The organism is Leptothoe sp. ISB3NOV94-8A, assembly GCF_043421595.1.
Classification (GTDB): Bacteria; Cyanobacteriota; Cyanobacteriia; order Phormidesmidales; family Phormidesmidaceae; genus Leptothoe; species Leptothoe turfae.
In genome coordinates, this window is sequence record NZ_JAXSQW010000001.1 from 2,435,574 (window position 1) to 2,457,289 (window position 21,716).

19 protein-coding genes are annotated in these 21,716 nt (G+C 48.8%); 9 read left to right on the forward strand and 10 right to left on the reverse strand.

Translation table 11 applies throughout. The features are described 5' to 3' along the window. Positions 1-86: 86 nt before the first annotated feature. From SPB21_RS10565 to SPB21_RS10580, 4 genes are read right to left on the reverse strand one after another with little or no spacing between them, the layout of a single operon-like run. On the reverse strand, positions 87-884 hold the full coding sequence (locus SPB21_RS10565; RefSeq protein WP_499866508.1) for an SDR family NAD(P)-dependent oxidoreductase: 798 nt from the start codon (positions 882-884) through the stop codon (positions 87-89). Between the two features lie 24 nt (positions 885-908). Beyond that, positions 909-1,877 carry an LLM class oxidoreductase gene (locus SPB21_RS10570; RefSeq protein WP_499866509.1) on the reverse strand — a complete coding sequence of 323 codons (969 nt, stop codon included), beginning with the start codon at positions 1,875-1,877 and terminating at the stop codon, positions 909-911. A gap of 30 nt (positions 1,878-1,907) precedes the next feature. Then, positions 1,908-2,312, reverse strand: a complete 405-nt coding sequence (locus SPB21_RS10575; protein WP_499866510.1) for a nuclear transport factor 2 family protein — start codon at positions 2,310-2,312, stop codon at positions 1,908-1,910. Beyond that, positions 2,312-3,154 carry an enoyl-CoA hydratase/isomerase family protein gene (locus SPB21_RS10580; RefSeq protein ID WP_499866511.1) on the reverse strand — a complete coding sequence of 281 codons (843 nt, stop codon included), beginning with the start codon at positions 3,152-3,154 and terminating at the stop codon, positions 2,312-2,314. The genes SPB21_RS10575 and SPB21_RS10580 overlap by 1 nt, the downstream gene beginning before the upstream one ends. Positions 3,155-3,364: 210 nt before the next feature. Between SPB21_RS10580 and SPB21_RS10585 the strand changes: the two genes are divergently transcribed. The 3 genes from SPB21_RS10585 (at position 3,365) to SPB21_RS10595 (ending at position 5,104) form a co-directional block, all read left to right on the forward strand. Next, positions 3,365-3,715, forward strand: coding sequence for a winged helix-turn-helix transcriptional regulator (locus SPB21_RS10585; RefSeq protein ID WP_163669625.1), 351 nt, complete (start codon positions 3,365-3,367; stop codon positions 3,713-3,715). 109 nt (positions 3,716-3,824) lie between these two features. Continuing rightward, positions 3,825-4,196 (forward strand): VOC family protein, encoded by a 372-nt coding sequence (locus SPB21_RS10590; RefSeq protein WP_163669627.1) that lies wholly within the window; start codon positions 3,825-3,827, stop codon positions 4,194-4,196. A 143-nt stretch (positions 4,197-4,339) separates the two neighbouring features. After that, a complete protein-coding gene (locus tag SPB21_RS10595; RefSeq protein WP_499866512.1) occupies positions 4,340-5,104 on the forward strand; it encodes an SDR family oxidoreductase in 765 nt (254 codons plus the stop codon). Positions 5,105-5,125: 21 nt separating this feature from the next. On the opposite strand, the gene SPB21_RS10600 is transcribed toward SPB21_RS10595, so the two are convergent. Next, positions 5,126-6,010, reverse strand: coding sequence for a sulfotransferase (locus SPB21_RS10600; RefSeq protein ID WP_499866513.1), 885 nt, complete (start codon positions 6,008-6,010; stop codon positions 5,126-5,128). 126 nt (positions 6,011-6,136) lie between these two features. Between SPB21_RS10600 and SPB21_RS10605 the strand changes: the two genes are divergently transcribed. The 3 genes from SPB21_RS10605 (at position 6,137) to SPB21_RS10615 (ending at position 11,367) form a co-directional block, all read left to right on the forward strand. Beyond that, positions 6,137-7,084 carry a glycosyltransferase family 2 protein gene (locus SPB21_RS10605; protein ID WP_250565153.1) on the forward strand — a complete coding sequence of 316 codons (948 nt, stop codon included), beginning with the start codon at positions 6,137-6,139 and terminating at the stop codon, positions 7,082-7,084. Between the two features lie 14 nt (positions 7,085-7,098). After that, positions 7,099-10,635 (forward strand): WD40 domain-containing protein, encoded by a 3,537-nt coding sequence (locus SPB21_RS10610; RefSeq protein WP_163669636.1) that lies wholly within the window; start codon positions 7,099-7,101, stop codon positions 10,633-10,635. Between the two features lie 345 nt (positions 10,636-10,980). Then, positions 10,981-11,367 (forward strand): PleD family two-component system response regulator, encoded by a 387-nt coding sequence (locus SPB21_RS10615; protein ID WP_163698376.1) that lies wholly within the window; start codon positions 10,981-10,983, stop codon positions 11,365-11,367. Here SPB21_RS10615 and SPB21_RS10620 read toward each other — a convergent pair. From SPB21_RS10620 to SPB21_RS10630, 3 genes are all read right to left on the reverse strand, one after another. Further along, positions 11,364-12,686 carry an AAA-like domain-containing protein gene (locus tag SPB21_RS10620; RefSeq protein ID WP_499866514.1) on the reverse strand — a complete coding sequence of 441 codons (1,323 nt, stop codon included), beginning with the start codon at positions 12,684-12,686 and terminating at the stop codon, positions 11,364-11,366. The genes SPB21_RS10615 and SPB21_RS10620 overlap by 4 nt on opposite strands. A 781-nt stretch (positions 12,687-13,467) precedes the next feature. Beyond that, entirely contained in the window at positions 13,468-14,415 is a 948-nt protein-coding gene (locus SPB21_RS10625; protein ID WP_499866515.1) for a M14 family zinc carboxypeptidase, read from the reverse strand. Between the two features lie 80 nt (positions 14,416-14,495). After that, positions 14,496-15,983: an aminotransferase-like domain-containing protein gene (locus tag SPB21_RS10630; RefSeq protein ID WP_499866516.1), complete on the reverse strand. Its 1,488-nt coding sequence runs from the start codon at positions 15,981-15,983 to the stop codon at positions 14,496-14,498. 185 nt (positions 15,984-16,168) lie between these two features. Here SPB21_RS10630 and SPB21_RS10635 point away from each other — a divergent pair, with 185 nt between their 5' ends. Beyond that, entirely contained in the window at positions 16,169-16,459 is a 291-nt protein-coding gene (locus tag SPB21_RS10635) for a hypothetical protein (RefSeq protein ID WP_499866517.1), read from the forward strand. A gap of 103 nt (positions 16,460-16,562) precedes the next feature. On the opposite strand, the gene SPB21_RS10640 is transcribed toward SPB21_RS10635, so the two are convergent. Then, positions 16,563-17,738, reverse strand: a complete 1,176-nt coding sequence (locus tag SPB21_RS10640) for a metal ABC transporter solute-binding protein, Zn/Mn family (RefSeq protein WP_499866518.1) — start codon at positions 17,736-17,738, stop codon at positions 16,563-16,565. Between the two features lie 262 nt (positions 17,739-18,000). Here SPB21_RS10640 and SPB21_RS10645 point away from each other — a divergent pair, with 262 nt between their 5' ends. After that, entirely contained in the window at positions 18,001-19,242 is a 1,242-nt protein-coding gene (locus SPB21_RS10645) for a SidA/IucD/PvdA family monooxygenase (protein ID WP_499866519.1), read from the forward strand. Here SPB21_RS10645 and SPB21_RS10650 read toward each other — a convergent pair. After that, complete coding sequence (locus SPB21_RS10650) at positions 19,237-19,791, reverse strand: shikimate kinase (RefSeq protein WP_499061387.1); 555 nt, start codon at positions 19,789-19,791, stop codon at positions 19,237-19,239. The two genes, SPB21_RS10645 and SPB21_RS10650, sit on opposite strands and share 6 nt — an antisense overlap. A 451-nt stretch (positions 19,792-20,242) precedes the next feature. Here SPB21_RS10650 and SPB21_RS10655 point away from each other — a divergent pair, with 451 nt between their 5' ends. Further along, a complete protein-coding gene (locus SPB21_RS10655) occupies positions 20,243-21,688 on the forward strand; it encodes a DUF1254 domain-containing protein (RefSeq protein WP_499866520.1) in 1,446 nt (481 codons plus the stop codon). The last annotated feature ends 28 nt before the right edge of the window (positions 21,689-21,716 follow it).

Genomic DNA, 21,716 nt, shown 5'->3' on the forward strand with positions numbered 1-21,716 from the left:
AAAACATCCATACCCCATAGAAAGCCAATGACCAGGTGGATAAAAGGCGATTTGGAACTGTGGAAATTTGACGGCAATTTCACTTCCTATGGTATCTCAGCCAAAATCTTCTCAATAACACTTACAATCTCTTCAGATTTTTGTGGGTCAAGTGCATCCGAGTGGGGCGCAGCAAATTGACCTGAGTCATTGTCAAAATACTGGCCAGAAGCAGTGCCAAATTCTTCTGAGAATGCTGCACGAGTGAGTATTTCAGCTCCGATGCGAATATCACCACCTGCTACACCAAAGGCCTGTTTCACCATCTTGCTACCGAGCATTGATCCAGGATTGACTGCGATAATGGTCGGACTATTTTCTTTGCGGGAAAGCGCGCGCGACCACATCGTCAGTAACAATTTGCTTTGGGCATAGGCTGAAAAGTCTTCGTTGAGCCTAATCTGGCCCGTTAATGCCTCTAGCTCAACGGGTTCTTGAGCAGCAGAGGATACATTAACAACTCTTCCGGATGCTCCCATCAGTGGCATCAGTTTTTGCGTTAACAGATAGGGTGCGATCGCATTAACAACAAACCGTACATCCAGACCATCCTGCGTCACCGGATTGGATGTGCTATAGACACCTGCATTATTGATCAATACGTCAAGCCTTGTGTGTCGTTCAGTAACAACCTCCGCGAGAGCCTCCACATCAGCCATACGAGAGAAGTCAGCCACATAGCTTTCAACCTGTCCTTTGTCTGTAGCCAGGATTTTTGCTAATTCTTCCAGTTTTGCTCGGTTACGCCCATGTAACAAGACATTGTGACCCAATGAGACTAACATCCTGGCCGTTTCCAGGCCAATGCCGTCGGTTGCTCCCGTCACCAGAATAGTCTTTGTCATAATTTTGTTTCCTTGTCTTTTTTTCTAATCAGCGAAGTCTGGCAGTATGGCATCGGCGAGACGTTTGAGCGTTGTCTCCATAGCTGCTTGATTAAACCGTAGGTTCAACGCCACATGATTTACACCAATCTCTTCCAGTAATTTTAGATGAGCACGCAGGTGGCGCGTGCCCAGCCGAAAACCTAAATGGATCGGCTGTGGGGGTGTCTCAGGATTGTCAGTCAGATCAAGGTAGAGCGGTTGCATCACCGGCTTTGTAGATCGTCCCGCTGCCTTAACCCGCGCCTGCCAATCGCAAATGATTTTTGCCTGCAAGTCAGTATGGCGCGGATACATCATCCAGCCGTCTCCGTTCTGTGCAATCCATTCGGGAGTTTGCTGACTGCCTCCCGTAATCAGCAGCGGCAGTTTTCCAGGCACTGGTTTAGGCAGCATGTCCATGCCACCATTAGGGCTACCATAGCGGTTTTCAAAAGATGGGGTATCTTCGCCTATGCGTCTAATGTAGTCAAAGCTTTCGCGAAATCGTGTACCACGGTCAGCAAAGGGCAAATTGAGTGCCGGATACTCCTCGGGTCGATCTCCGGAAGCCACCCCCAGAATAAGCCGCCCCCCAGAAAGTACATCAGCGGTGGCCGCAGCCTTGGCAACATGGGCCGGATGTCGCAGCGGCAGAATAATACTGGCCACACCCAGGGCAATCCGCTCGGTCTGGCCTGCCAAAAGACCTAGATAAACAAAGGGATCATAAATCTGACCAGCATCTCCAAATGAGGGCACGTTGAATGGAACATCACGCAACCAGACGGCGGAAAATCCTAATTCTTCTGCAAGTTGGATACGTTCCAGGTGACGGGCCATGGTCGGTACCGGACTCTTTGCATAGGTCTCAATTGGCACCACCAATCCAAGGCTCAACCGATTTGGCCGAAACACGGAATTATATCCTCTATTGATGGGTTGAAACCTTATCTCTTCAATATGTTTGAGCATTTTTGAGTTCTGTTCAAAAAGAACGTGATCCTAGGCGTCAATAAAAAGCCGTTTGACTTGGTACGTATCCATATATTCCCGAAGCGAGGTGATTTTACCGTCCAAGACCGTGACCAAGAAATGGTAATGGTTGTTGTAAACATTGCCATTAGCCATTTTGCCGTAGGATTCTATTTCCAGGGCCACCCGATCGCCTTCAGCTGTCCATCCAGTAGATGTTAGCGTCATACCATCTGGGATAGCAGCCTTGACATTACCCATCAGCGTGCCAATGGCTTCCTTATTCATCTCACCGGACATGGGCAGCCCACCTTCACGACCCATCACACGCCAGATGGCATCATCATCGAGCAATTCAAGAGCGCCTGGTACGTCTGCTGCCGAAAAGTATTCGAAGAAATCAGCGACGATTCTCTTATTATCTTCGATACTCATTATTTAATCTCCTGAATACTAATGAGAGCCTCTTCCCAACCGCGCTGATTGTCCATATCGAACTGAGCACCGTTGTCGTCGGCCCACTTAAAGCGCTTCAGCGCTGGGGTTTGACTTGTTGCCTGATAGAGCCAATAGGCCTCTTCCTTTAGCGCTGCCTCAATGGACTTGTCAATGGAGGCATACACAGCCTGTTTGCAAGCATTGATCGACTCGGCGGGCCAAAGGGCAATGCGGTTAGCCAACGCTTCAACAAACGAGCCGATTTCTTCGGGGTCGAGCGCCTTGTTGATGGTGCCATAGGCCTCGGCCTGGTTGGCATCATAGTCTCTGGCGCTCAGGATAATCTCCAATGCACGCCCTAGACCAATCTGACGGGCCATGCGTGACGCGCCACCACCACAGGGCAGAATACCCATGGCGACTTCCATCTGCATGAACGTTGCCTTGCCGCGGGCGGCAAAGCGCATATCGCAGGCAAGGGCAAATTCGTGACCACCACCGCGGGCGAAGCCCTCAATCTTCGCAATGGTTGCCTGGGGCAGCTTACTGATCCGTTCTAGCGTGGTTTGCAGATCGAGCAGTTTAACGTCGTCACGGGAGACTACAGTCGCGGACATTTCCTTAAGGAAGTCCGTATCAGCATGGGCTACAAAAATCTCTGGGTGGGCGGATTGGAATACAACAACCTTGATGTCGCGATTTGTTTCCAATCTTTGGGCCAACGTATTCAGGTCGGCAAGCATAGGCAAGCCTTGAATATTCACGGGTGGATAATCAAAGGTGACCCATGCGATCGCATTTTCAACCTTAACGTTGAAAGTAGTGAAATTATCTTTCATTGGGTGTCTCCTAGAGGCTACAGGGTTCGCTTTTGTCAAAAAGTTGGCTTTGCTAGTTACCTGGTCTTGAAGGGGGAGTAAGCTAGGACACAATGTTCTCCGTTGGATGCATCTTTGTTCCAGCATCAGCCTATGTCACTTAAAACGATATTGACAAGTACCCACATTTTTGTAAGTAATGGAGATCTTTGAACGTATTGGCACCCAACAATGACGCGGAAATATAACTGGAAGACAGGTTGCGATGTGGAAGCAACAATGAGTGTGATTGGCGGTCGATGGAAGCCAATACTCATTTGCCATCTGCTAGATGGGCGCAAGCGTTTTGGTGAACTGCGACGCCTCACTCCTAACGCAACAGAGCGCATGATCACATTACAACTACGCGAGTTAGAAGCAGATGGCGTGGTGGCGCGGCATGTCTATGCCGAAGTTCCGCCTCGCGTTGAGTACGAGCTAACAGAGTTTGGGCAATCCCTGAAGCCCATCCTCGTTGTCATGCAGGAGTGGGGCCATGCATTTAAAGCCCGTCGGCTTGCCGAAGAAGCAGAACACAATTAATCTGGCATTGCGGCTCCTTAGAATGACTTTAGTGGTGAAACACCATAAATAGTCATAGCTCTAGACCGGTACATCCCTTAAATCTACAATCGCATCCATCTACGCATCAATGAATTCCCTTGTTTCATATTTTGAGATACCTGTTACCGATATAGATCGAGCAGTCACTTTCTATGGGACTGTTTTCTCCAATACATTGGAACGCACGACGATCGACGGTGTAAACATGGCACTGTTTCCAGTCACGGAAGAGGGTCAAGGTATATCGGGTGCACTGGCTCAGGGAGAAAGCTATGTTCCTTCAAAAGAAGGGCCACGGCTCTACTTTTCGGTGACTAACATTGACCTTACCCTGAGTCGGGTAGTCGCTGTAGGCGGAAAAGTGGCGTATCCCAAAACATCGATTGGGGAGTTGGGGTGGGTGGCTGAATTCGAAGATACCGAGGGAAATCTGATTGCTTTACACTCAAACAATGGGTGATCACGTGGGTGATTGAGAAATACTATCTATCGCGAGAATTCATACCTTATGGCTCAGTGGCAAGATAGCAAGATTTGGATTGTTGATGACTGTCTGACGTTTGAAAATGATGTCTGTATCGTTTAATCAATACGGACGACATCATGAATGTGCTTTCTAACAAGGTTGCCATTGTGACAGGTGCTAGTGCTGGTATTGGCTACGCAACTGCCAAACTTTTTGCTAAAGCAGGAGCTGCAGTTGTTGTTGCAGCAAGACGGCAGGATAAGCTCGATGAGTTGGTTGATTTTATTGGTCACTCGGGTGGACAGGCAGTTGCTTTGGCAGGAGATGTGAAAGATGAGGAATTTGCTAAAGCTCTAGTGACGCTAGCACTAAAAGAATTCGGAGGGCTAGACATCGCATTTAACAATGCAGGGATTACCGGCATACCTGGCGCTGTAACTGATCTATCCCTTGATGATTGGAACAATATCCTTGCCACTAACCTGACCAGTTCATACTTAGGGGCAAAATACCAGTTACCGGCCATGGTCAATCGCGGTGGCGGTTCTTTGATCTTTACCTCAACCTTTGTTGGCTACACTGTAGGCATGCCGGGAATGGCAGCCTACGCAGCAAGTAAGGCAGGTTTGATTGGTCTTACGAAGGTGCTCGCTGTTGAATACGGCAAGCAACAAATTCGGGTCAATGCTTTACTGCCAGGGGGCACCGATACACCCATGGGACGTGATTTTGCCAATACGCCAGAGGCCTTAGCCTTTGTACAAAATCTCCATGCACTGAAGCGCATGGCAACACCCCATGAAATAGCAGCTTCAGCTCTCTATCTGGCGTCAGATGCTGCTAGTTTCACCACGGGGTCAGCCATGCTGGTAGATGGTGGTGTATCCATCAACCGCGTGTGATCAAGCTTATTTACGCAATGACTAAGACCAAGTGCGCTTTAGCGTAGGAAATTTTTCATCGATCAGGTCAGAACAGAGTTTTTCTAGCTGCTGGTATAGATAGGTTGGATCCACCAGCTCAATTAACTTTAATTTTTTCTTTCGTTTATCGGCATGGGCTTTCTGAATATTAATAGTATCAGGATCTATACCAAGGAAACTGGAAATCTCTTCAATTTTTGAACGAATTTCTTTTGTTTTCAACGTTAAAAGCTGCTGTTTAGGCACTGAGTTGATGACAAATTGATTGTGGTCTCTCCAATAGGATAAATAGCTAGCAACAGGATAAAGTCCTGCTTGCCCTAGGGCCGCGTCATATTTTGTAAATGGATGCCTGTAGCGACCATAGCGATAATCTTCTAATTCCCTCCAAAACGGTTTATGACGACTACCATAATTACGATTAATTTCTGATTCTAGCCAGCTGAGGGGATCCCTAACGGTAAAAATAAACTTGGCCTGTGGAAAGCTTTTGGCCAACACATCAGCTACATGATGTAGATAATGGGCAGCTTCCAGCTCCAAAGACATTTTTTTGTCACGCCACTTGAGCACACTTTGAATGTCCGCATAGGAATACTGGCCCGTTTCCCATTTGAGTAAATGGTAGATGGCATAATACGCATGGGGCTCATGTAATGCACCATAGTGGTGCTGAAACATGTGGGCTATGGAATGGGTACCGCTCCTTGGTGTACCAATACAGTAAGCATGAAAACAACGTTTTCTACTGGCTGGTAAAACAGCATTGGCCTTAGAGACCCAAAACTCTCTTTTAAGACTAAGACTAAGGCGGATATCTATTTCTCTATCGGCAACATTAGCCCTGAACGTATTGGCTAAAATTTGACTGCTAGCAAGATTCATTAAGGTATTCGTATCAACCCATAGGCATTTATGGGAAAAGGTGGCCAATGCCTATCTAAATCTAGTAAGCCCATTTCCCCTCAGATTTGGCACAATAGCGAAGAGCGCTTAAAAAGACCAGGAATCATGGATTCAGAATCGCTATCGTTCAGTATTGTGATTACGACCTATAACCGGGTGGAGCTGTTGAAACGTGCGATCGCAACCGCACTTGACCAAACCGTGCCATGTCAGGTGATCGTGATCGATAACGCCTCCACTGACGGTACCCAGGCGTACGTCGAAAGCCTGGGCGATCAGGTACTTTACCATCGCAATCCTACCAATGCCAACCACTCCGGGGCTGTCAATGCAGGTGTAGAGCGAGCCATGGGCACCTGGATTAAGCTGGTGGATGACGATGACTATTTGGCCCCCAACTGTATTGAAGAACTGATCAGGGCGATTCAGCAGCGTCCTGAAGCGGTGATTTGTTCCTGTCAGGCGGCCCAGGTGAATGGCGAGGGGCAAGAACTGAGTCGCACCCCTGTGACCGGTCCAGGTCAGGCATTTTATATTCCCCAGGTAGACATCCACTACGGCATGTTTTTAGAGGTAGTCCCCTTCGGCACCCCCATTCAGGTGGCCGTGCGCCGCGATGCCTTTATGAAATCGGGCGGCTGGGACCTGGGCATGACCGGCTTTGATGATATTGACTCCTGGATTCGTGTTGCCGACTACGGCGATGCCCTATTTATCAATAAATGCCTGACTTACCGTACTGTGTGGCCAGGGGGCTACGACCAAAAAATCACGCTTCAGCGTCGTCTCGACACTAATGTCCTGATTAAAGAACGCATCTACCAGCACGTTAGCCCCAAACATCAAGACAAGCTGCCGACATTGAAGACGATTCGGCAATACCTCAGCCTGCACTGGATGATCGTCGCCCTCAAACAAAAACAAATCCCTAGCGCCCTAAGTTTTGGCATTCCTGCCATTTTTTCCCCTAAAGCCTGGCAACTACTCCAACAGGCTGTTAACTTTCGCAAGCAAAAGTCCACGCCCCCCATTGCTAAGCTAGTGCTTGAATAAATTACGCAACTCCTATGGCCACCACCACATCCTTATCTTTTTACCAAGTTGGCGGTAGTCTTCATCCCCAGGCACCTACGTATATTAAACGACAGGCGGATGATCACCTATACGCAAGTCTAGGACAAGGTGAGTTTTGCTATGTATTTAATACGCGACAAATTGGTAAATCGAGCTTGCGGGTGAGAACAAAATATCGCCTGGAGCAAGACGGTGTTTGTTGTGCATCTATTGACCTGACCAACCTGGGTAGTGACAATGTTACTGCTGAAAAGTGGTACATGGGAATTGCGGCAGAGCTATGGCGCAGCTTGCAATTAAACGGTGATTTCCAAGAGTGGTGGCAGCAGGGGGATGGTCTTTCTGCCGTGCAGCGATTGGATCACTTTTTAAAGGATGTGATTTTGCGGCAGCTTGCGGCGAAACGGATTGTTATTTTTATCGATGAAATTGATAGCGTGTTGGGACTACCGTTTGCGGCTGACGATCTGTTTGCCCTGATTCGCTATTGCTATAACCAGCGAGTCGATAGCCCAGAGTACCGTCGCCTCACGTTTGCCTTATTTGGTGTGGCAACGCCCACCGACCTTTGCCAAAATCCTAACCGCACCCCATTTAACATTGGTACAGCCATCGAGCTGAGTGGGTTTACCACTGCAGAGGCCATATCCCTTAGTTACTGGTTAAAACCAACGGTGGAGAATGCCACTGAGACCCTGGAGCACATTTTAGCTTGGACCAATGGTCAGCCTTTCCTGACGCAGAAGCTGTGCCAGTTGGTAGTTGCTAAACTGGCCCCCCGCACAGAGATATATGTTGAACAGGCTTGGGTGGATGGTTTAGTGCGATCGCAGCTGATCAAAAACTGGGAATCCCAAGATGAACCCCCCCATTTGCGCATTATCCAGGATCGGTTACTGGCTCACCCGCAGCTGATTAGTCGACTACTGGGGCGTTACAAAAAACTGTTATCCGGTCAAACCCTATCTTTAGAAGACAATCACCTCCAAGAAGAACTGTTACTCTCAGGCCTGGTGGTCAAACAATCAGGTCACCTCAGTATTCGTAATCGAATTTATTCAGAGGTGTTTAACACCCAATGGGTAGACTACCATTTGGTACGTTTACGTCCCTATTCCCAAGCATTCGAAGCCTGGGTTAACTCGGGTCAACAAGATCGTTCCCGATTGTTGCGCGGGCAGTCTCTCACTGAAGCCCAGGTCTGGGCCAAGGAACAACAGCTCAGCGACCTGGACTATAAATTTTTAGCAGACAGTGTTGCCGTTGATCGGCAAGAGGTACAACAGGCATTAGAATCCGAGAGACTAAAGGAGTTGGAAGCTCGCCTGGAGGCGCAGCAGCGCAATGTCACCCTACAGCGGTTTCTACTGGTGGGTATGGGAGTGGCGTTTCTCAGCATTACGAGTATTGCCATGTTGGCCTATCGCCAGTCTCGCCAAACCATGCTAACTCGGCAAGATAACGAAAACAATCAGGCCTTGTCCATTAGCTATTACTCTGACGCCCTGTTTAACCAGAATAATCGTCTGAAATCTTTGCTAGAAGCGGTGCGAGCTGCTCAACAGCTACAACGCTTACCGGTGCCTGCACCCGATGTGAAACAACAGGTAGAACAAACTCTCCGCCGCACTCTTCAGAGTATTACCGAAGCTAACCAGCTGCGGGGCCATGGTGCACCTGTGTATGGGGTAACCTTTAGCCCAGATGGTAACTATTTAGCCTCAGCTAGCTGGGATAATACCCTCAAGCTATGGCGTGCCAATGGTCAGCTGATTACCACCCTGAGCGGACATACCAATGCTGTGTGGGATGTGGCCTTTAGTCCTGACAGTGAATATTTGGTGTCAGCCAGTGCCGATAACACCGCAAAAATTTGGCCCATCAGCGATGATAGTGACATTCTCTCTGTGGTTGCGCCCCCTGTGACGTTAACGGGGCACGAGGGACGAGTCAATGATGTCGATATATCCTTGGATAGCCAAACGTTGGTGACCGGTAGTGACGATGGCCACCTAAGATTTTGGGATCGGACGGGCAAGTTGTTGCTAGATATTCCCGCCCATAACGCTAGGGTCACGCAGGCTGCCATTAGCCCCGATGGTCTCATTTTGGCCACCGCCAGTGAAGACAACACCATTAAATTGTGGGATGCCACCAGCGGACAGTTATTAAACGAATTCAAAGAACATCAAGCCCCGGTATATGGCCTGGCCTTTAACCCCAGCGGTCGTGTCTTAGCCTCTGCCAGTGATGATCGGACCATTAAACTGTGGCACGTTAACCCCGATGGCAGTCTTAAAAAGGGAGAGTCTGGCAAGAGCTCAACCATTACCCTGGACGGGCATCAGGACCGTGTCTGGCATGTGAAATTTAGCCCTGACGGTCGTCAACTTGCTTCGACTAGCCTCGACAACACCGTTAAATTATGGACCAGTAGTGGCACTCTGGTAACTACGCTAAATGGCCATGACTCTGGCACGTGGGGCATAGATTTTAGCCCTACTGGAGACGTCTTAGCCTCCAGCAGCGATGATGCAACCGTCAGGCTATGGCGCTTAGATAAAATTCCGCAAACCCTGCATGGGTACCAGGGACCGGCTACCAATCTAGCCATCAGTCAACAGACGATTGCTGCCGGTAGCTGGGATAAGACTATTCGGCTTTGGAGCTGGCAAGGTAACTTTAAATCTACACTAGAGGGCCATACTGACCGGATCTGGCAAGTGGCCTTTAGCCCCGATGGTCAAACGCTTGCTTCTGCTAGCTGGGACCAAACTGTCAAGCTGTGGACTGCTAAAGGAGACCCATTACAAACGTTGCGAGGTCACCAAGATCGGGTTTGGGGAGTCGCGTTTAGCCCCGAGGGCGATGAAGTGGCATCGGCCAGTTGGGACCAAACCATTAAGCTATGGACGCTGGATGGAGAACTTTTGCGCACGTTACGGGGTCATCAAGATCGGGTCTATGGTGTTGCTTATAGTCCTGACGGCAGTTATCTAGTGTCAGCAGGGTGGGATCACACCATCAAAATTTGGAGTCGGCAAGGGCAACTGCTGAGAAGTATCCATGGCCATCGAGCCCCCATTTGGGGAGTGGCCGTCAGCCCTGATAGCCAGCTGATTGCCACTGCTAGCGCTGACCATACGATCAAAATTTGGTCGACTTCAGGGCGTCTGATCACCACCCTAGACGGTCATCGGGCCAGGGTTCACAGTGTAGCTTTTAGCCCGGATGGCAAGCTGCTGGCATCCAGCAGCTACGATCGGACTGTACGTATCTGGCGACAGGACGGTACCCTTGTAACAACCCTGTATGGCCACAACGGTTCTACTTGGGGGGTCGCTTTCAGTGCTGACGGTCAAACGCTGCTGTCTAGCGGTCATGATCGGAGAATCATCCTGTGGGATTGGCAGGATAGCCGTAGCTTTGAACAATTGCTAGAGGATGGCTGTCGTTGGCTCGACAATTACCTTGCCCATGGAGATAACCTGTCTGATGCGGATCGTCAGCTATGTAGCGGGGGGATTTAGGAGGGTATCTAGGAAGACTAAGAGAAAGTTCTTTTAAATTACTTTTTTCACCTTACACATCTTCCGTGTTTTCCCTTAAATTGCTTTCATAGCAATCTAGTCTATTCAATTTCGACTGACCGAAGGCTAGTTGCGTCCACGTCTGTAGTCAGTTAGAGCAATAATAATATTTACATCAATGCTGGGCAAAGGTCTCTAAAGGGGGCCTATGCTCAACAGTTTTTGTTTTTTGTGCTTGTTCAATTTCGGTTTATTTCGTAAGACTTTCTGGCCACGTTCCCAGAGCCGTCCAGATATCGCCATCCGTATTACTACGCGATTTGCAGGATCACAGGAGATAAGGTTATGAAGGCTATTGCAATTGTTGGAAGTACTGCTCAGTCTCAAACACTGCTAGCCGATTTGTTGCATTGGCATGGACTATCCGTTTTTCAGGTCGATGAAAATGAGGCTTTGCTATCTCTGCTGAGCTTTATTTCACCTGAGTTAATTATTATTGAGCCCTCAGTGGCCACGGCTGAACTGGTTTGCGATCGCATCAAGCATAGTTCATTGTTAGACAACGTACCCGTTATTGTGTGTGCCGACCGTATGCTCGGCCAAGGGAGTGCTGATGCCTACCTCTATTCTCCCTACACCGCTGAGGACGTGTTTGCGAATATTCAGGTCCTACGTCCTCTATCTGCCCTCTTGTCAGACAGCGTCGTCGGCTCAGCCTGGGGTGATGTTTAAGCATCGACGCTTAAGCGTCCGCCAAAGTATTGTCTGTAGAGGCTACAGCTAGCGGTTGCCCTATTGCCTGCTAAGGTAACCAGCCCCATACTTTCCAGGCGATAGGCGGTCATTGGTTCAAGTTCTGTGGCCGTATCTTGTTCAATTACCTTGTAAAAGGTACGGGCCAGGTTAGGTTCCGCTTCAAAGATTGCCAGATAGCTACGCAGGTGATCGCTATAAATGCCACTTTGCTGAGGGGCTTCATCAATCAGCTGCTTTAGTTCCATCTTGTGTACGCTCAGGTTATACAGCGCCAAATGAATTAGATAGGGATGTCCTTCAACCAACGTATGAAGTGAGATCAAACTATCGTCCCATTCAATGCGATAACGCAGAGACAGCTGTTGGGTTTGCTCCAGAGTAAAGGCAGGTAGCCGCAGGGGCAACCCCACATTAAACGGAGATTGGTGAATTTGTAACGGAATGTATGCTTCTGTGGCATAGGCCACCAGGAGGCGTAAGTACCCCCATTCGGTGAGATTTTTGGCTTCTTCGTGCCACACCCGCAACATGGGCAAAAATTCTTGGGCCATGGCCGGGTGCTCAAAGACTGCCTGGAGATCATCAATCACCAGTAACAGTGGCTGCTGCAGCGGATTTAAAATGCTGCTCTGCATATAGTTAGTACAACTGACCTTACTGCCTAAGTCGACATTCCATACATCATCCAGCTGGGCTGTGAACTTCAGCTGCTGGGTAATATTGGCGCAAAACCAGCGTAGAAATTTATCAAAATTGGCCAAGACACAGCTATCGGCCTGGCGGAAGTTAAGCCGTACAACTCTGAAGTTTAAGGTTTGAGCTTGGGCGACCAGGCGATTCACCAGGGATGTTTTACCCCAACGTTCCGGCGCACGAATTCTTAGCAGCGCACCTGGCTTGATCAACTCCCCCATGGCCTGCTGCTCTACTGGAGGCCGTTCGATGTAGAGCGGAGACCCGAGGGGAAGTGGGCTGCCGGGGAAGGTGGTGTCTGATTGATTGGCACCAGGCCACCATGGCCCTGGTGTATTGGGCTGATGCAGCTGATAGGCTTGCTGACGCAGCACTGCATGAATATTCTTTTTTGTTACTCGCTCTCCCAGTACTTGGGAGATCTTTTGCCACAGCCGTGAGCCTGTAACGCGAACATAGTCAGCATCGTAGCCCTCACTAGCTGCAATTTGCGCATAGGTTGAACCTTGCCAGCATCGCCGAAAAACGACTTCTTGAATAGCCGTCAGCCGATACGGTGAAAGGAGTTTATCAACTAGCGTGATGGCATCTTCAGGGGACATAGGGCCACCACCATTAATCAAAAGTATAGAAAATCACTATCAGTGGATGTCTCTCCTATTAACAATGGTTGGACATTAGGAAGCCACTAATATATCAGGCCATTTGCGTTCTATTTTGTGATTCAATGTGTATTTTTGATACAGAAAACCGTTGAAACCTATGCCAATCAATAATTGTAGCCTTATTCACTATCCATAGGTCTAGCTGATCTGTACAGCCCATATAGCATCATGCTTTAGGGCACTTTGCCCCCTCTATGACAAATTTTAAGCTAGTGTTTCCAACGATCGTATCCTATGGATGCGATCGCACCGAAATTAAACCAGCACTGAATGATAATTTAATTTTTCAAAAAGAACTAGTTATTAAGTATAGATCTCTAGTATGAGGGGTTAAGCCTCACAGGGGTAAGGGACTTTATGCATAATCTGTGAACAATGCAGCGACTGGATTGTGATCGCTGGGGTGATCCCAATCGTTACCAGAGAGGACCTCCGCTTTTCTAAATAGGGATACCCTTGTGATGGGACAAAGCGGCCATCACAGCGATAATGCGTTGTTTTATCATGACTCTACAAACCTCACTCTCCACAAAACCGCTTCATCAGTTTGGGATGATTTTGTTGTAACGCCTCTTTAGGATGCCTGAAACCAATGCTGTTGCGATTTTCATGGCTTAGGTATGAATAGCAGTAACGCATTGGGCTTTAGGCTGCGATTTTCATGGCTTAGGTATGAATGGCAGTAACGCATTGGGCTTTAGGCTGCGATTTTCATGGCTTAGGTATGAATAACAGTAACGCATTGGGCAACAGAAACTATAAATGCCTGCATGATGGATAGTTGCATAGTTAAGTCGATTTCTCGAAATGGATACTGTGCAAGACAAGTTTGTTGGAACTCACGATTGTATTGTTCAATGGCTAAGAGAGAGCCATTTTTTAATGCAGGACATACGGCTAAAGGCAGCTCTGTTGCCCCCATAAACTGGGGCTGAAAGTGTTGAGCAACAAAAGCCAGTGAACTGCCGGGAGATTTTCGGTTTCCCACATTACCATTGGCAATGGATAGCTCGAAAAAACCGGGAGATAAAGCTACTTGAGAGAGTCCTGTGGGGTCATGGGATAATAGTGGTAGATCCTTGGGCAACACCGTGGCAATGGAGTTTGCCACAGGCTCTATGTAGCTCGGATTGACACCCTGACCGATGTAAAAAAAGAGGCCTGGTGAGATCACCCCGGCTGAGTGCAGAGAAAAGTAAGCATCTATGCGGGCAAACCGCTGTAGCCATTGACGGATGGCAATGCACTCAGGATAGGTATCTGTTATGAAATATCCTTCTAAATCGCGACAGTGGTTTAATCGGAGGAGATCGCATAATGTGGGTTTTGACGGTAGCTCACTGGCATTGCGACTTAGAGAATCTGGATCTGCAACCGGCACAATGCCAAATTTCACCGTTGGAAATAACTGCTGAGTGAGACGGTGCAGCATTGATACAGCCGCAAGTGGGCCAATAATTTCATTGGCATGGCAGCCAGCTATGATCACAACAGTGTAGGGGGCAGAACTATCGCCGATGGTAATGCCATACAGCGGTCGACCTTCACCAGAAACCCCGATCTCTTCAAGCTTGGTGCCATCAGCTTCCGTAGCTTTAATGAGACTGTTAAGTCGCGTTATATCGGTCCATTCCATCACAGCCCCCATAAGATTCTTCTTCAGCATAGCGATGGGGCGTGAATATGGGTGAAGAATTAAAACCTATCTGGCTACCAGGTATGAGTTTTTCAGTCTGGCCATCATGGCTATAGTGAGCTGGCTAAAATTTTGCGGGCCAGTTGTTTCTTTGCCAAATCTCCTAACGTTTTCATCCCCTGGTCAATGGCATCCGACCAAGGTAACCCCGTATTCAAACGAAAACAGTTACGATAGCCGTTGGAGGCCGAAAACATGGGGCCAGGGGCAATACTAATGTGATGTTGAATGGCGTCTTCAAACAACTCTAGCGCGTCAAAACCACCGGGAATTTCAACCCAAAGAACATGGCCTCCCGAGGGACGGGTGACCCTGGTCTCAGCCGGGAAATAATCTAGAATCGCCTGGAGCATGCGGTTCATTTGTTGTTGATAGGCACGGCGTAAATTGCGCAGGTGGCGATCGTAACCACCATTGGCAAAGAATGCTGCCACGGCCAGCTGTGGGGCTGTCGCCGTCATGTGGCTAACGACAACTTTCACATGCTCTACCTGTTGTTGATAGCGACCTGGAATACACCAGCCTACCCGTAACCCTGGAGATAGGGTTTTACTGACCGATGAGCAGTAAATCACCCGTCCTTCGGTATCAAAGGCTTTGATGGCCTTGGGGCGACTGCCCTCAAAGTTGAGATCGCCATAGATGTCGTCTTCGATCAGGGGCACGTCATACTGGTTGAGCAGATCCACCAGGGCTTTCTTTTTGCGATCGCCCATACAGCTACCAATGGGATTACTAAAATTCGACACCAACATGCAGGCCGCCACCGGTTGATGTTCCAATGCAGACTGTAGGGCACTTAGGGAAATCCCGTCCCGTGGGTGGGTGGGCAGCTCCAGGACATTTAAACCCAGGGAGTTCATGGCTTCGAGGACCGCGTAGTATGCCGGAGACTCAATCACCACCGTATCTCCGGGCTGGGTCACGGTACGCAGGGCGATATAACAGGCTTCTGTGGTCCCCGCCGTTGCCACAATCTGATCCGGCGTAATGGAACAGCCCGCATTCAGCATGCGTTTGGCCACTTCTCGCCGCAAAGGTTCGCACCCTGGCACCGTGTTATAGGTATGCACCGCCATCGGATTATTCCGCATCACCTGCCCCATCAATCGGTTGAGCGTATTAACGGGAAAGTGCTCCACACCAGGAACGGCGGCCCCCAGGTGGATGGTCTCGGGGGAAAGGTCCATCCTTAGCAGCCGCAGCATGAGGGAAATATCAACGGGACGCACCTGGAGGGTGGGCATAGATTGGGAGGGTTCGTTAGGAAGCGCCAGTGCCGTGGTCTTGACGTAATACCCTGACTGGGGGCGAGCCATAATAAAGCCCCGATCTTCCAGTAAGCGATAGGCTTCCAGCACCGTAGACATGCTGACCGATAGCTGCTGCTTGAGTTGGCGTACCGATGGCAGTCGATCCCCTGGTTCCAGGGTACCCTCACGGATCAGGGCCTGAATACGCTCAGCCACCTGTTCATAAAGGGTTTGGTCAGTAGAGGTTTGTAGCGGAGACAGCTGGGGAATAGGGCTGGTGGACATGGTTGTGACTCTGTCTTTGTGGGCACCGGTACAGTTAAGCGTCAAAAAACCAGAACAGTTTGCCTTATTGGAACTGTACCCATAACAATTTAGCCCAACTGAGTCTGTTCTGGTCAGATGTTTTTCGCAAAAATATAGCCATGCCCTATTTAAGGGGGTGTTCACCGGGAATGGAGGTCTGTCCCATGAAGTTTCAGCGTCGTTTATCTGAGCCCCATTTTGTTTTTCTACAAAAACAGCCACCCCGGTGGTCCTTAACCGGAGAATTAGGGCGTTGTCTCACGTCAATGCCAAAAGAGGTCTGGACATCTGTTTTGAAATTGATGACAGGGTCGTCTGAACCCATGATTCACAAACAATGCGATCGCAGGGGCCAAATCTCTTACAGCATCTATGACCCGAGCACTCAACACACAATAGCCGGGTTATCAGAAACAGAGGTCCGGGTCTGGCTGGAAGAGAGATATTATCAATAGTCACGGATAGTCCCTACAGGGGGCTCTACAGGGTCCCTACAAGGGGTCCCTTACTTACAAGGGGGGGCTACCAGGAGGGTCCCTAAAGGGGGATACAGGAGACTTACAGAGGGGCATCAGCCTCAACACAGGTGCCTCCCAGGGCATTGACCACCGTGCAGGTGTTGGAGACTAACATCGCTTGCATGGTCTCTGCACGGGTACCTGGTCCGCCAGGTCCTTCCACAAAGAGCGGATTAGGGGCCACCTTAACATTTGCATTTTTTGCCATGGTCTCAATCAGCTGGGTATTAGAGGTGGTTTCCGCAAAAATGGCAGGGACACCTAAGGTTTTTACGTCATCCACCAGGTCGGCCACCCGTGAAGCCGAGGGAGATGTTTCGGTATTGATGCCACTCAGGGCCGCTTCAAGCTCTAAACCGTAGGCATCGGCAAAATAGTTAAAGGCTTCATGGGTGGTCACCAGTTTACGATTGCTGGCGGGAATGGTGGTGACTTGGGCTTCTATCCAGGTATGTAGCTCCGCAAACTGAGTCGTGAGCAGTGCTGCGTTTTGGCCGTAGAGATCCGCCTGGTCAGGATTAATCTGTCGCAGCTGATCTGCAATGACTTCGGTGATGTTGCTGGTGTTGAGCGCATTATGCCAAATGTGAGGATCCGCAACGAGTTCTTCTTTGCCTGTTCCTTCTGCATGGGTCTCATGGCCATGGTTTTCTTCGCCATGGTCTGCATGGGCCTCATGGTCATGGTTTTCTTCGCCATGGTCTGCATGGGTCTCTTCACCATGGTCTTCTTTGCCATGGCCATGGTCATGGTCATGGGGATCAGCCAGGAGGGGATTGGGGACTGCCTGTTCATAAACCGCTACCTTGGGGGCCGTATTCGTGCTGGCTTCGACCATGGCAATGAGTTGAGGGGCAAACCCATAACCGTCGTAAAGTACCAGGTCAGCTTCATCAATGGCTTTGCGATCGGAAGGGGCGGCGGCGTAGGTATGGGGGTCCTGCCCGGGCTCCATTAAGCAGGTGAGGGCGACGGTGTCTTGAGCAATCTGTTGAGTTAGGTCACACAGCACACTGGTGGTGGCGACCACCTGAGGCAAATTAACTGCTGTGGTTGTGTTATCGCCTGAAGCAGCCGTGTCATTCTGTGTAGCCGGTTGGGCACAGCCCACTAGCCCCACCAGCATAGATACGGAGGCTATCCAACCCAGTTTGCTGATACGTAGCAGGCCAGAACCTCGCTTGTTAGAACTCAAAACCTGATGATTGCTCAACATTTTTAGGATTCCTGAAACCTGATACTGGTAATTTTGCGATGCGTCTTTCAAAGAAATGATAATCATTTTCATATCAAAAGAATGCTAAAGCGTCTCCATCTATCTGTCAATCCAAGAGAGGAGAGTGCCCCTGGTGCAAGGCATACTGCCAAAACTCTTTGTGAGGGTTAAAAAAGATTATTTTTCTTTGACTATAAACAAAAATAATTTGAAAGAATGATAATCATTCTCATAGTATTTAAAATATTGAGCCGGAGGACCGTTGAGTAGTCATTTGAATCCATTATCTATTCATAAGCCTTTGGACATTGCCATCATTGGAGCTGGACCTCAGGCGTTAACCCTGGTAACCCACTTGTTGCAAAAGAAAAAAACGATGCGATCGCGGTTTCAGGTTTTTGACCCCAGCGGTCAGTGGTTGACCCAGTGGCATCGACAATTTGCGGCTCAAGAAATTCCCCATTTGCGCTCTCCTGCCGTTCACCATCCAGACCCTAAACCCCAAGCATTGTTGAATTTTGCAGACCGGCGTTATCTGGAACTGCACAACCCCTACAATCGTCCAGGGACATCTCTGTTTCGAGACTTTTGTGAGAGGGTGATTGAGGGCTGGCAATTACGAGATCGGGTTTTACCAGCACAGGTGACGGAGCTTATCTACCAGAGAAGACGGTTTGCACTAACGTTAGACAATGGGCAAAAGGTGATCGCTCGACGGGTGGTGCTAGCGGTGGGTAATGCCATACCCAAGTTACCCGACTGGGCAGTTTCAGTGGATGCCCCACCGGGTCGTCTATGCCATAGTACAGCGGTGGATCTTCGTAATTTACCGTCACTACAAGGAGAAACTGTTTTGATTGTGGGCAGCGGGCTCACCAGTGGCCACCTGGCCATAGGGGCAGTGAAGCGAGGGGCCAGGGTGTTGTTAATGGCTCGCCGCAGATTTCAAGAAAAGATTTTTGATGCTGCTCCTGGCTGGCTCGGACCAAAATATCTCAAGGGATTTCATGCGGAAACTGACTGGCATCAGCGCAGTCAGATGATTCAACAAGCGCGAGACGGTGGTTCCTTAACGCCCGATATGTTGACCAAGCTCAGGCGTTTGTCCCGTGAGGATAAGGTGACATTGTACGAACATTGTCAGGTGAAAGAGTTGGCTTGGACGGGGAATGCCTGGCAAGTGCACTGTCAGAATTACGCGGTGCATGATTGTTTAAATCATCAGTCGATTGATCGCATTTGGCTGGCAACTGGCAACCAGCTTGATGTTGCAAATCAGCCGTTACTCAAAGATGTGATGGCTCGCTATCCGGTAGAGATAGTCAATGGGGTACCTGTTTTGGATAAACATCTGCGATGGCCGGGATGCGATTTGTTTCTAATGGGACCATGGGCGGCATTACAGGTGGGGCCAGTGGCCCGAAATTTGTTTGGTGGCAAATTGTGTTGCGATCGCATTGTGCCTGCACTCATTAAACAAGTGGGTCTGCATCGTTGCTCATGAGACATTCACCACTTGCAATACCTCATGACAGGTTTCTGCTGGTGTTTTAGCCTTTGTATACACCGTGAATTTAGCCAGAGTGCAATTTGAAGGATGTCTAACAAAATGTTCATTAGTCCTGCGAATATCCTCTGGCAGTTTGTGGTTACGCGTATTCAAAATATCGAGCGATTCTTCTAAATCCGGTGATGGCATTAAAAGAACAACATTAGGATAGGGGGCTAACGCTCGTTTTACCCGTTGAAACAGCAGCGGATCATCATAGACGGAATGACCTGCACCAAAATCAATCACACAGTTTGTATGCTCTGACAGTAACCTCTCCACCGCATAGGCCTCAAATGGCTTCCAATAGCGAATAATGCCCCAAGCTCCTTCCGTTTCCCGCTTTTGTTTAGCGATGGCGTCATCATAGCCAATTTCGTTGTAATAGTTCCATCGATGTTCATCCATGGAACATTGTGGCAGATCTAATTGTTGTGCTAATAATTCTCCAACAGTCGATTTGCCAACCCCTTGGGGGCCAATAAGAATAATGTCTGAGGGCATCGGTGGTTTTGTAAGGTCCTAAAAGTTTACCTTCTTATGTTTCGCTGAAATAGCTTATAAGAATAAAGAAAATGATAATCACTACTTGTGTCCGTTACCTGCTATGCAGGTATCGCAGCGGATTTAGGTGGGTTGCTGACTCCTGTGGGGCGTGGGGAGGAATCCCTGCACTAGATAGAATCTCCCAAGATTAAAAGAAAACTGGTGGGTGGTGCATTCCTTAACCCTCTAGTTTGAGTGAACCATGGGTCAACAGATATCAATTTTGTGCATAAATGCAAAAAGTCATTGTTGGTGCATGAAAATCTTCCTCGCTCTGTATTACATCTGATACTTCGCAGAAATGGGCAATTTTCATACATTGGATATGAATCATAGAATTACTGGTTGCAACTCAGCTTCACCATCAGTTTTCTATGTTCATTGAATACCACATAAAGGAAAATTGAGAATGATTGGTTCGTCTACACTGACTCCACAAGAAGCCCGATTGATCGCAAAAGATGCGTTCATTTACGCGTATCCAATGGTGGACAGCTATCGGATACTTTTTGCGTTCTTTCTTTGGCCCAATAATGCTGAATACAAGGGACCCTTGAATAAATTGCTTGGCGAAGCACGACTGTTCACACCATCGGATACAACAGTCCAGACACCGAACGCGGATACACCTTACTGTGTGGTTGGCGCAGATCTTCGTGCGGAACCTTTAGTTTTGACGGTGCCACCTATAGACCCTAAACGATACTATTCTATCCAACTCATTGATACTTACACTCACAATTTCGAATACGTTGGCACTCGGACGACGGGCAATGGCGGAGGCAAGTACTTGCTGGCAGGGCCTGACTGGACGGGGCAGACACCGGCTGGAATCACCGCCGTTATCCGTAGCGAAACCAGTCTTGCCCTAGCCTTGTACCGCACCCAGCTTTTCGACTCAGATGACTTAGAGAATGTCAAAAACATCATTGAGAACGGGTATAAGGTTCAGCCGCTAAGCCAGTTTACAAATACGGAACCACCAGCAAAAATGCCAGCGGTGAAATACCCGAGACCTGTAAGGCTTGACGAGGGCGAAACGTCACCCAGAATATTTCGCCTGTTGAACTTCCTGCTCACGACATTTTGTTCAACACACGAAGCGGAAACAGAATTGATGACACGCTTCGCTAAGCTAAACATCGGACCTGGTCTGATCTTTAATCCGACAGAACTCTCTGAGAAATTGAAACAGGCCATCGAACAAGGCATAAAAGACGGTTGGGAGACTTATCTGGAGCTGAAGAAGAATAAACTTGCCACTCAAGAAGTCACCGCCGCCGACCTATTTGGCACCCGTGAACACTTGACGGCAACCGGTAACATTTATCTATATCGCATGGCTGGCGCGATTCGTGGTATTTGGGGAAATTCCATTGAGGAGGCCATGTATCCCTCCTACTATAACGATTCAGACGGCAACGAATTAAACGCCTCAGGTGATGTCCGTTATACACTACGCTTCGAGCCAGGTGAATTGCCACCGGCTGACGCTTTCTGGTCGGCAACCATGTATAATCTTCCTGAGCAGCTCCTCGTCGAGAACGACCTCAATCGCTATCTTATTAATTCAACGATGTTGGACAACAACGAACTCGTTCTCGACGAAGACGGGGGACTGACGCTTTATATCCAGCATGCTCAACCCACTGAAGAAAAAAAGAAGAAAAATTGGCTGCCTGCACCAAATAAGGGCTTCTTCATAACCTTGCGGCTTTACTTACCGAAACAAGATGCGATTAATGGCACATGGCAAAATCCACCACTAAGGAAAGTAAAGCCCACACTGCACTGGACAATCAGGCTTAAGCGTATCTTTCTAGCTCTCTTTCGCGCCGGTGACTACCCCCATTAAGGGTATCTTCGATGCTAATTAAGTCATC

Coding starts and splice junctions, on each gene's coding strand:
- SPB21_RS10565 (WP_499866508.1), bottom strand. CDS start 884: ATGACAAAGACTATTCTGGTGACGGGAGCAACCGACGGCATTGGCCTG.
- SPB21_RS10570 (WP_499866509.1), bottom strand. CDS start 1,877: ATGCTCAAACATATTGAAGAGATAAGGTTTCAACCCATCAATAGAGGA.
- SPB21_RS10575 (WP_499866510.1), bottom strand. CDS start 2,312: ATGAGTATCGAAGATAATAAGAGAATCGTCGCTGATTTCTTCGAATAC.
- SPB21_RS10580 (WP_499866511.1), bottom strand. CDS start 3,154: ATGAAAGATAATTTCACTACTTTCAACGTTAAGGTTGAAAATGCGATC.
- SPB21_RS10585 (WP_163669625.1), top strand. CDS start 3,365: ATGACGCGGAAATATAACTGGAAGACAGGTTGCGATGTGGAAGCAACA.
- SPB21_RS10590 (WP_163669627.1), top strand. CDS start 3,825: ATGAATTCCCTTGTTTCATATTTTGAGATACCTGTTACCGATATAGAT.
- SPB21_RS10595 (WP_499866512.1), top strand. CDS start 4,340: ATGAATGTGCTTTCTAACAAGGTTGCCATTGTGACAGGTGCTAGTGCT.
- SPB21_RS10600 (WP_499866513.1), bottom strand. CDS start 6,010: ATGAATCTTGCTAGCAGTCAAATTTTAGCCAATACGTTCAGGGCTAAT.
- SPB21_RS10605 (WP_250565153.1), top strand. CDS start 6,137: ATGGATTCAGAATCGCTATCGTTCAGTATTGTGATTACGACCTATAAC.
- SPB21_RS10610 (WP_163669636.1), top strand. CDS start 7,099: ATGGCCACCACCACATCCTTATCTTTTTACCAAGTTGGCGGTAGTCTT.
- SPB21_RS10615 (WP_163698376.1), top strand. CDS start 10,981: ATGAAGGCTATTGCAATTGTTGGAAGTACTGCTCAGTCTCAAACACTG.
- SPB21_RS10620 (WP_499866514.1), bottom strand. CDS start 12,686: ATGTCCCCTGAAGATGCCATCACGCTAGTTGATAAACTCCTTTCACCG.
- SPB21_RS10625 (WP_499866515.1), bottom strand. CDS start 14,415: ATGCTGAAGAAGAATCTTATGGGGGCTGTGATGGAATGGACCGATATA.
- SPB21_RS10630 (WP_499866516.1), bottom strand. CDS start 15,983: ATGTCCACCAGCCCTATTCCCCAGCTGTCTCCGCTACAAACCTCTACT.
- SPB21_RS10635 (WP_499866517.1), top strand. CDS start 16,169: ATGAAGTTTCAGCGTCGTTTATCTGAGCCCCATTTTGTTTTTCTACAA.
- SPB21_RS10640 (WP_499866518.1), bottom strand. CDS start 17,738: ATGTTGAGCAATCATCAGGTTTTGAGTTCTAACAAGCGAGGTTCTGGC.
- SPB21_RS10650 (WP_499061387.1), bottom strand. CDS start 19,791: ATGCCCTCAGACATTATTCTTATTGGCCCCCAAGGGGTTGGCAAATCG.
- SPB21_RS10655 (WP_499866520.1), top strand. CDS start 20,243: ATGATTGGTTCGTCTACACTGACTCCACAAGAAGCCCGATTGATCGCA.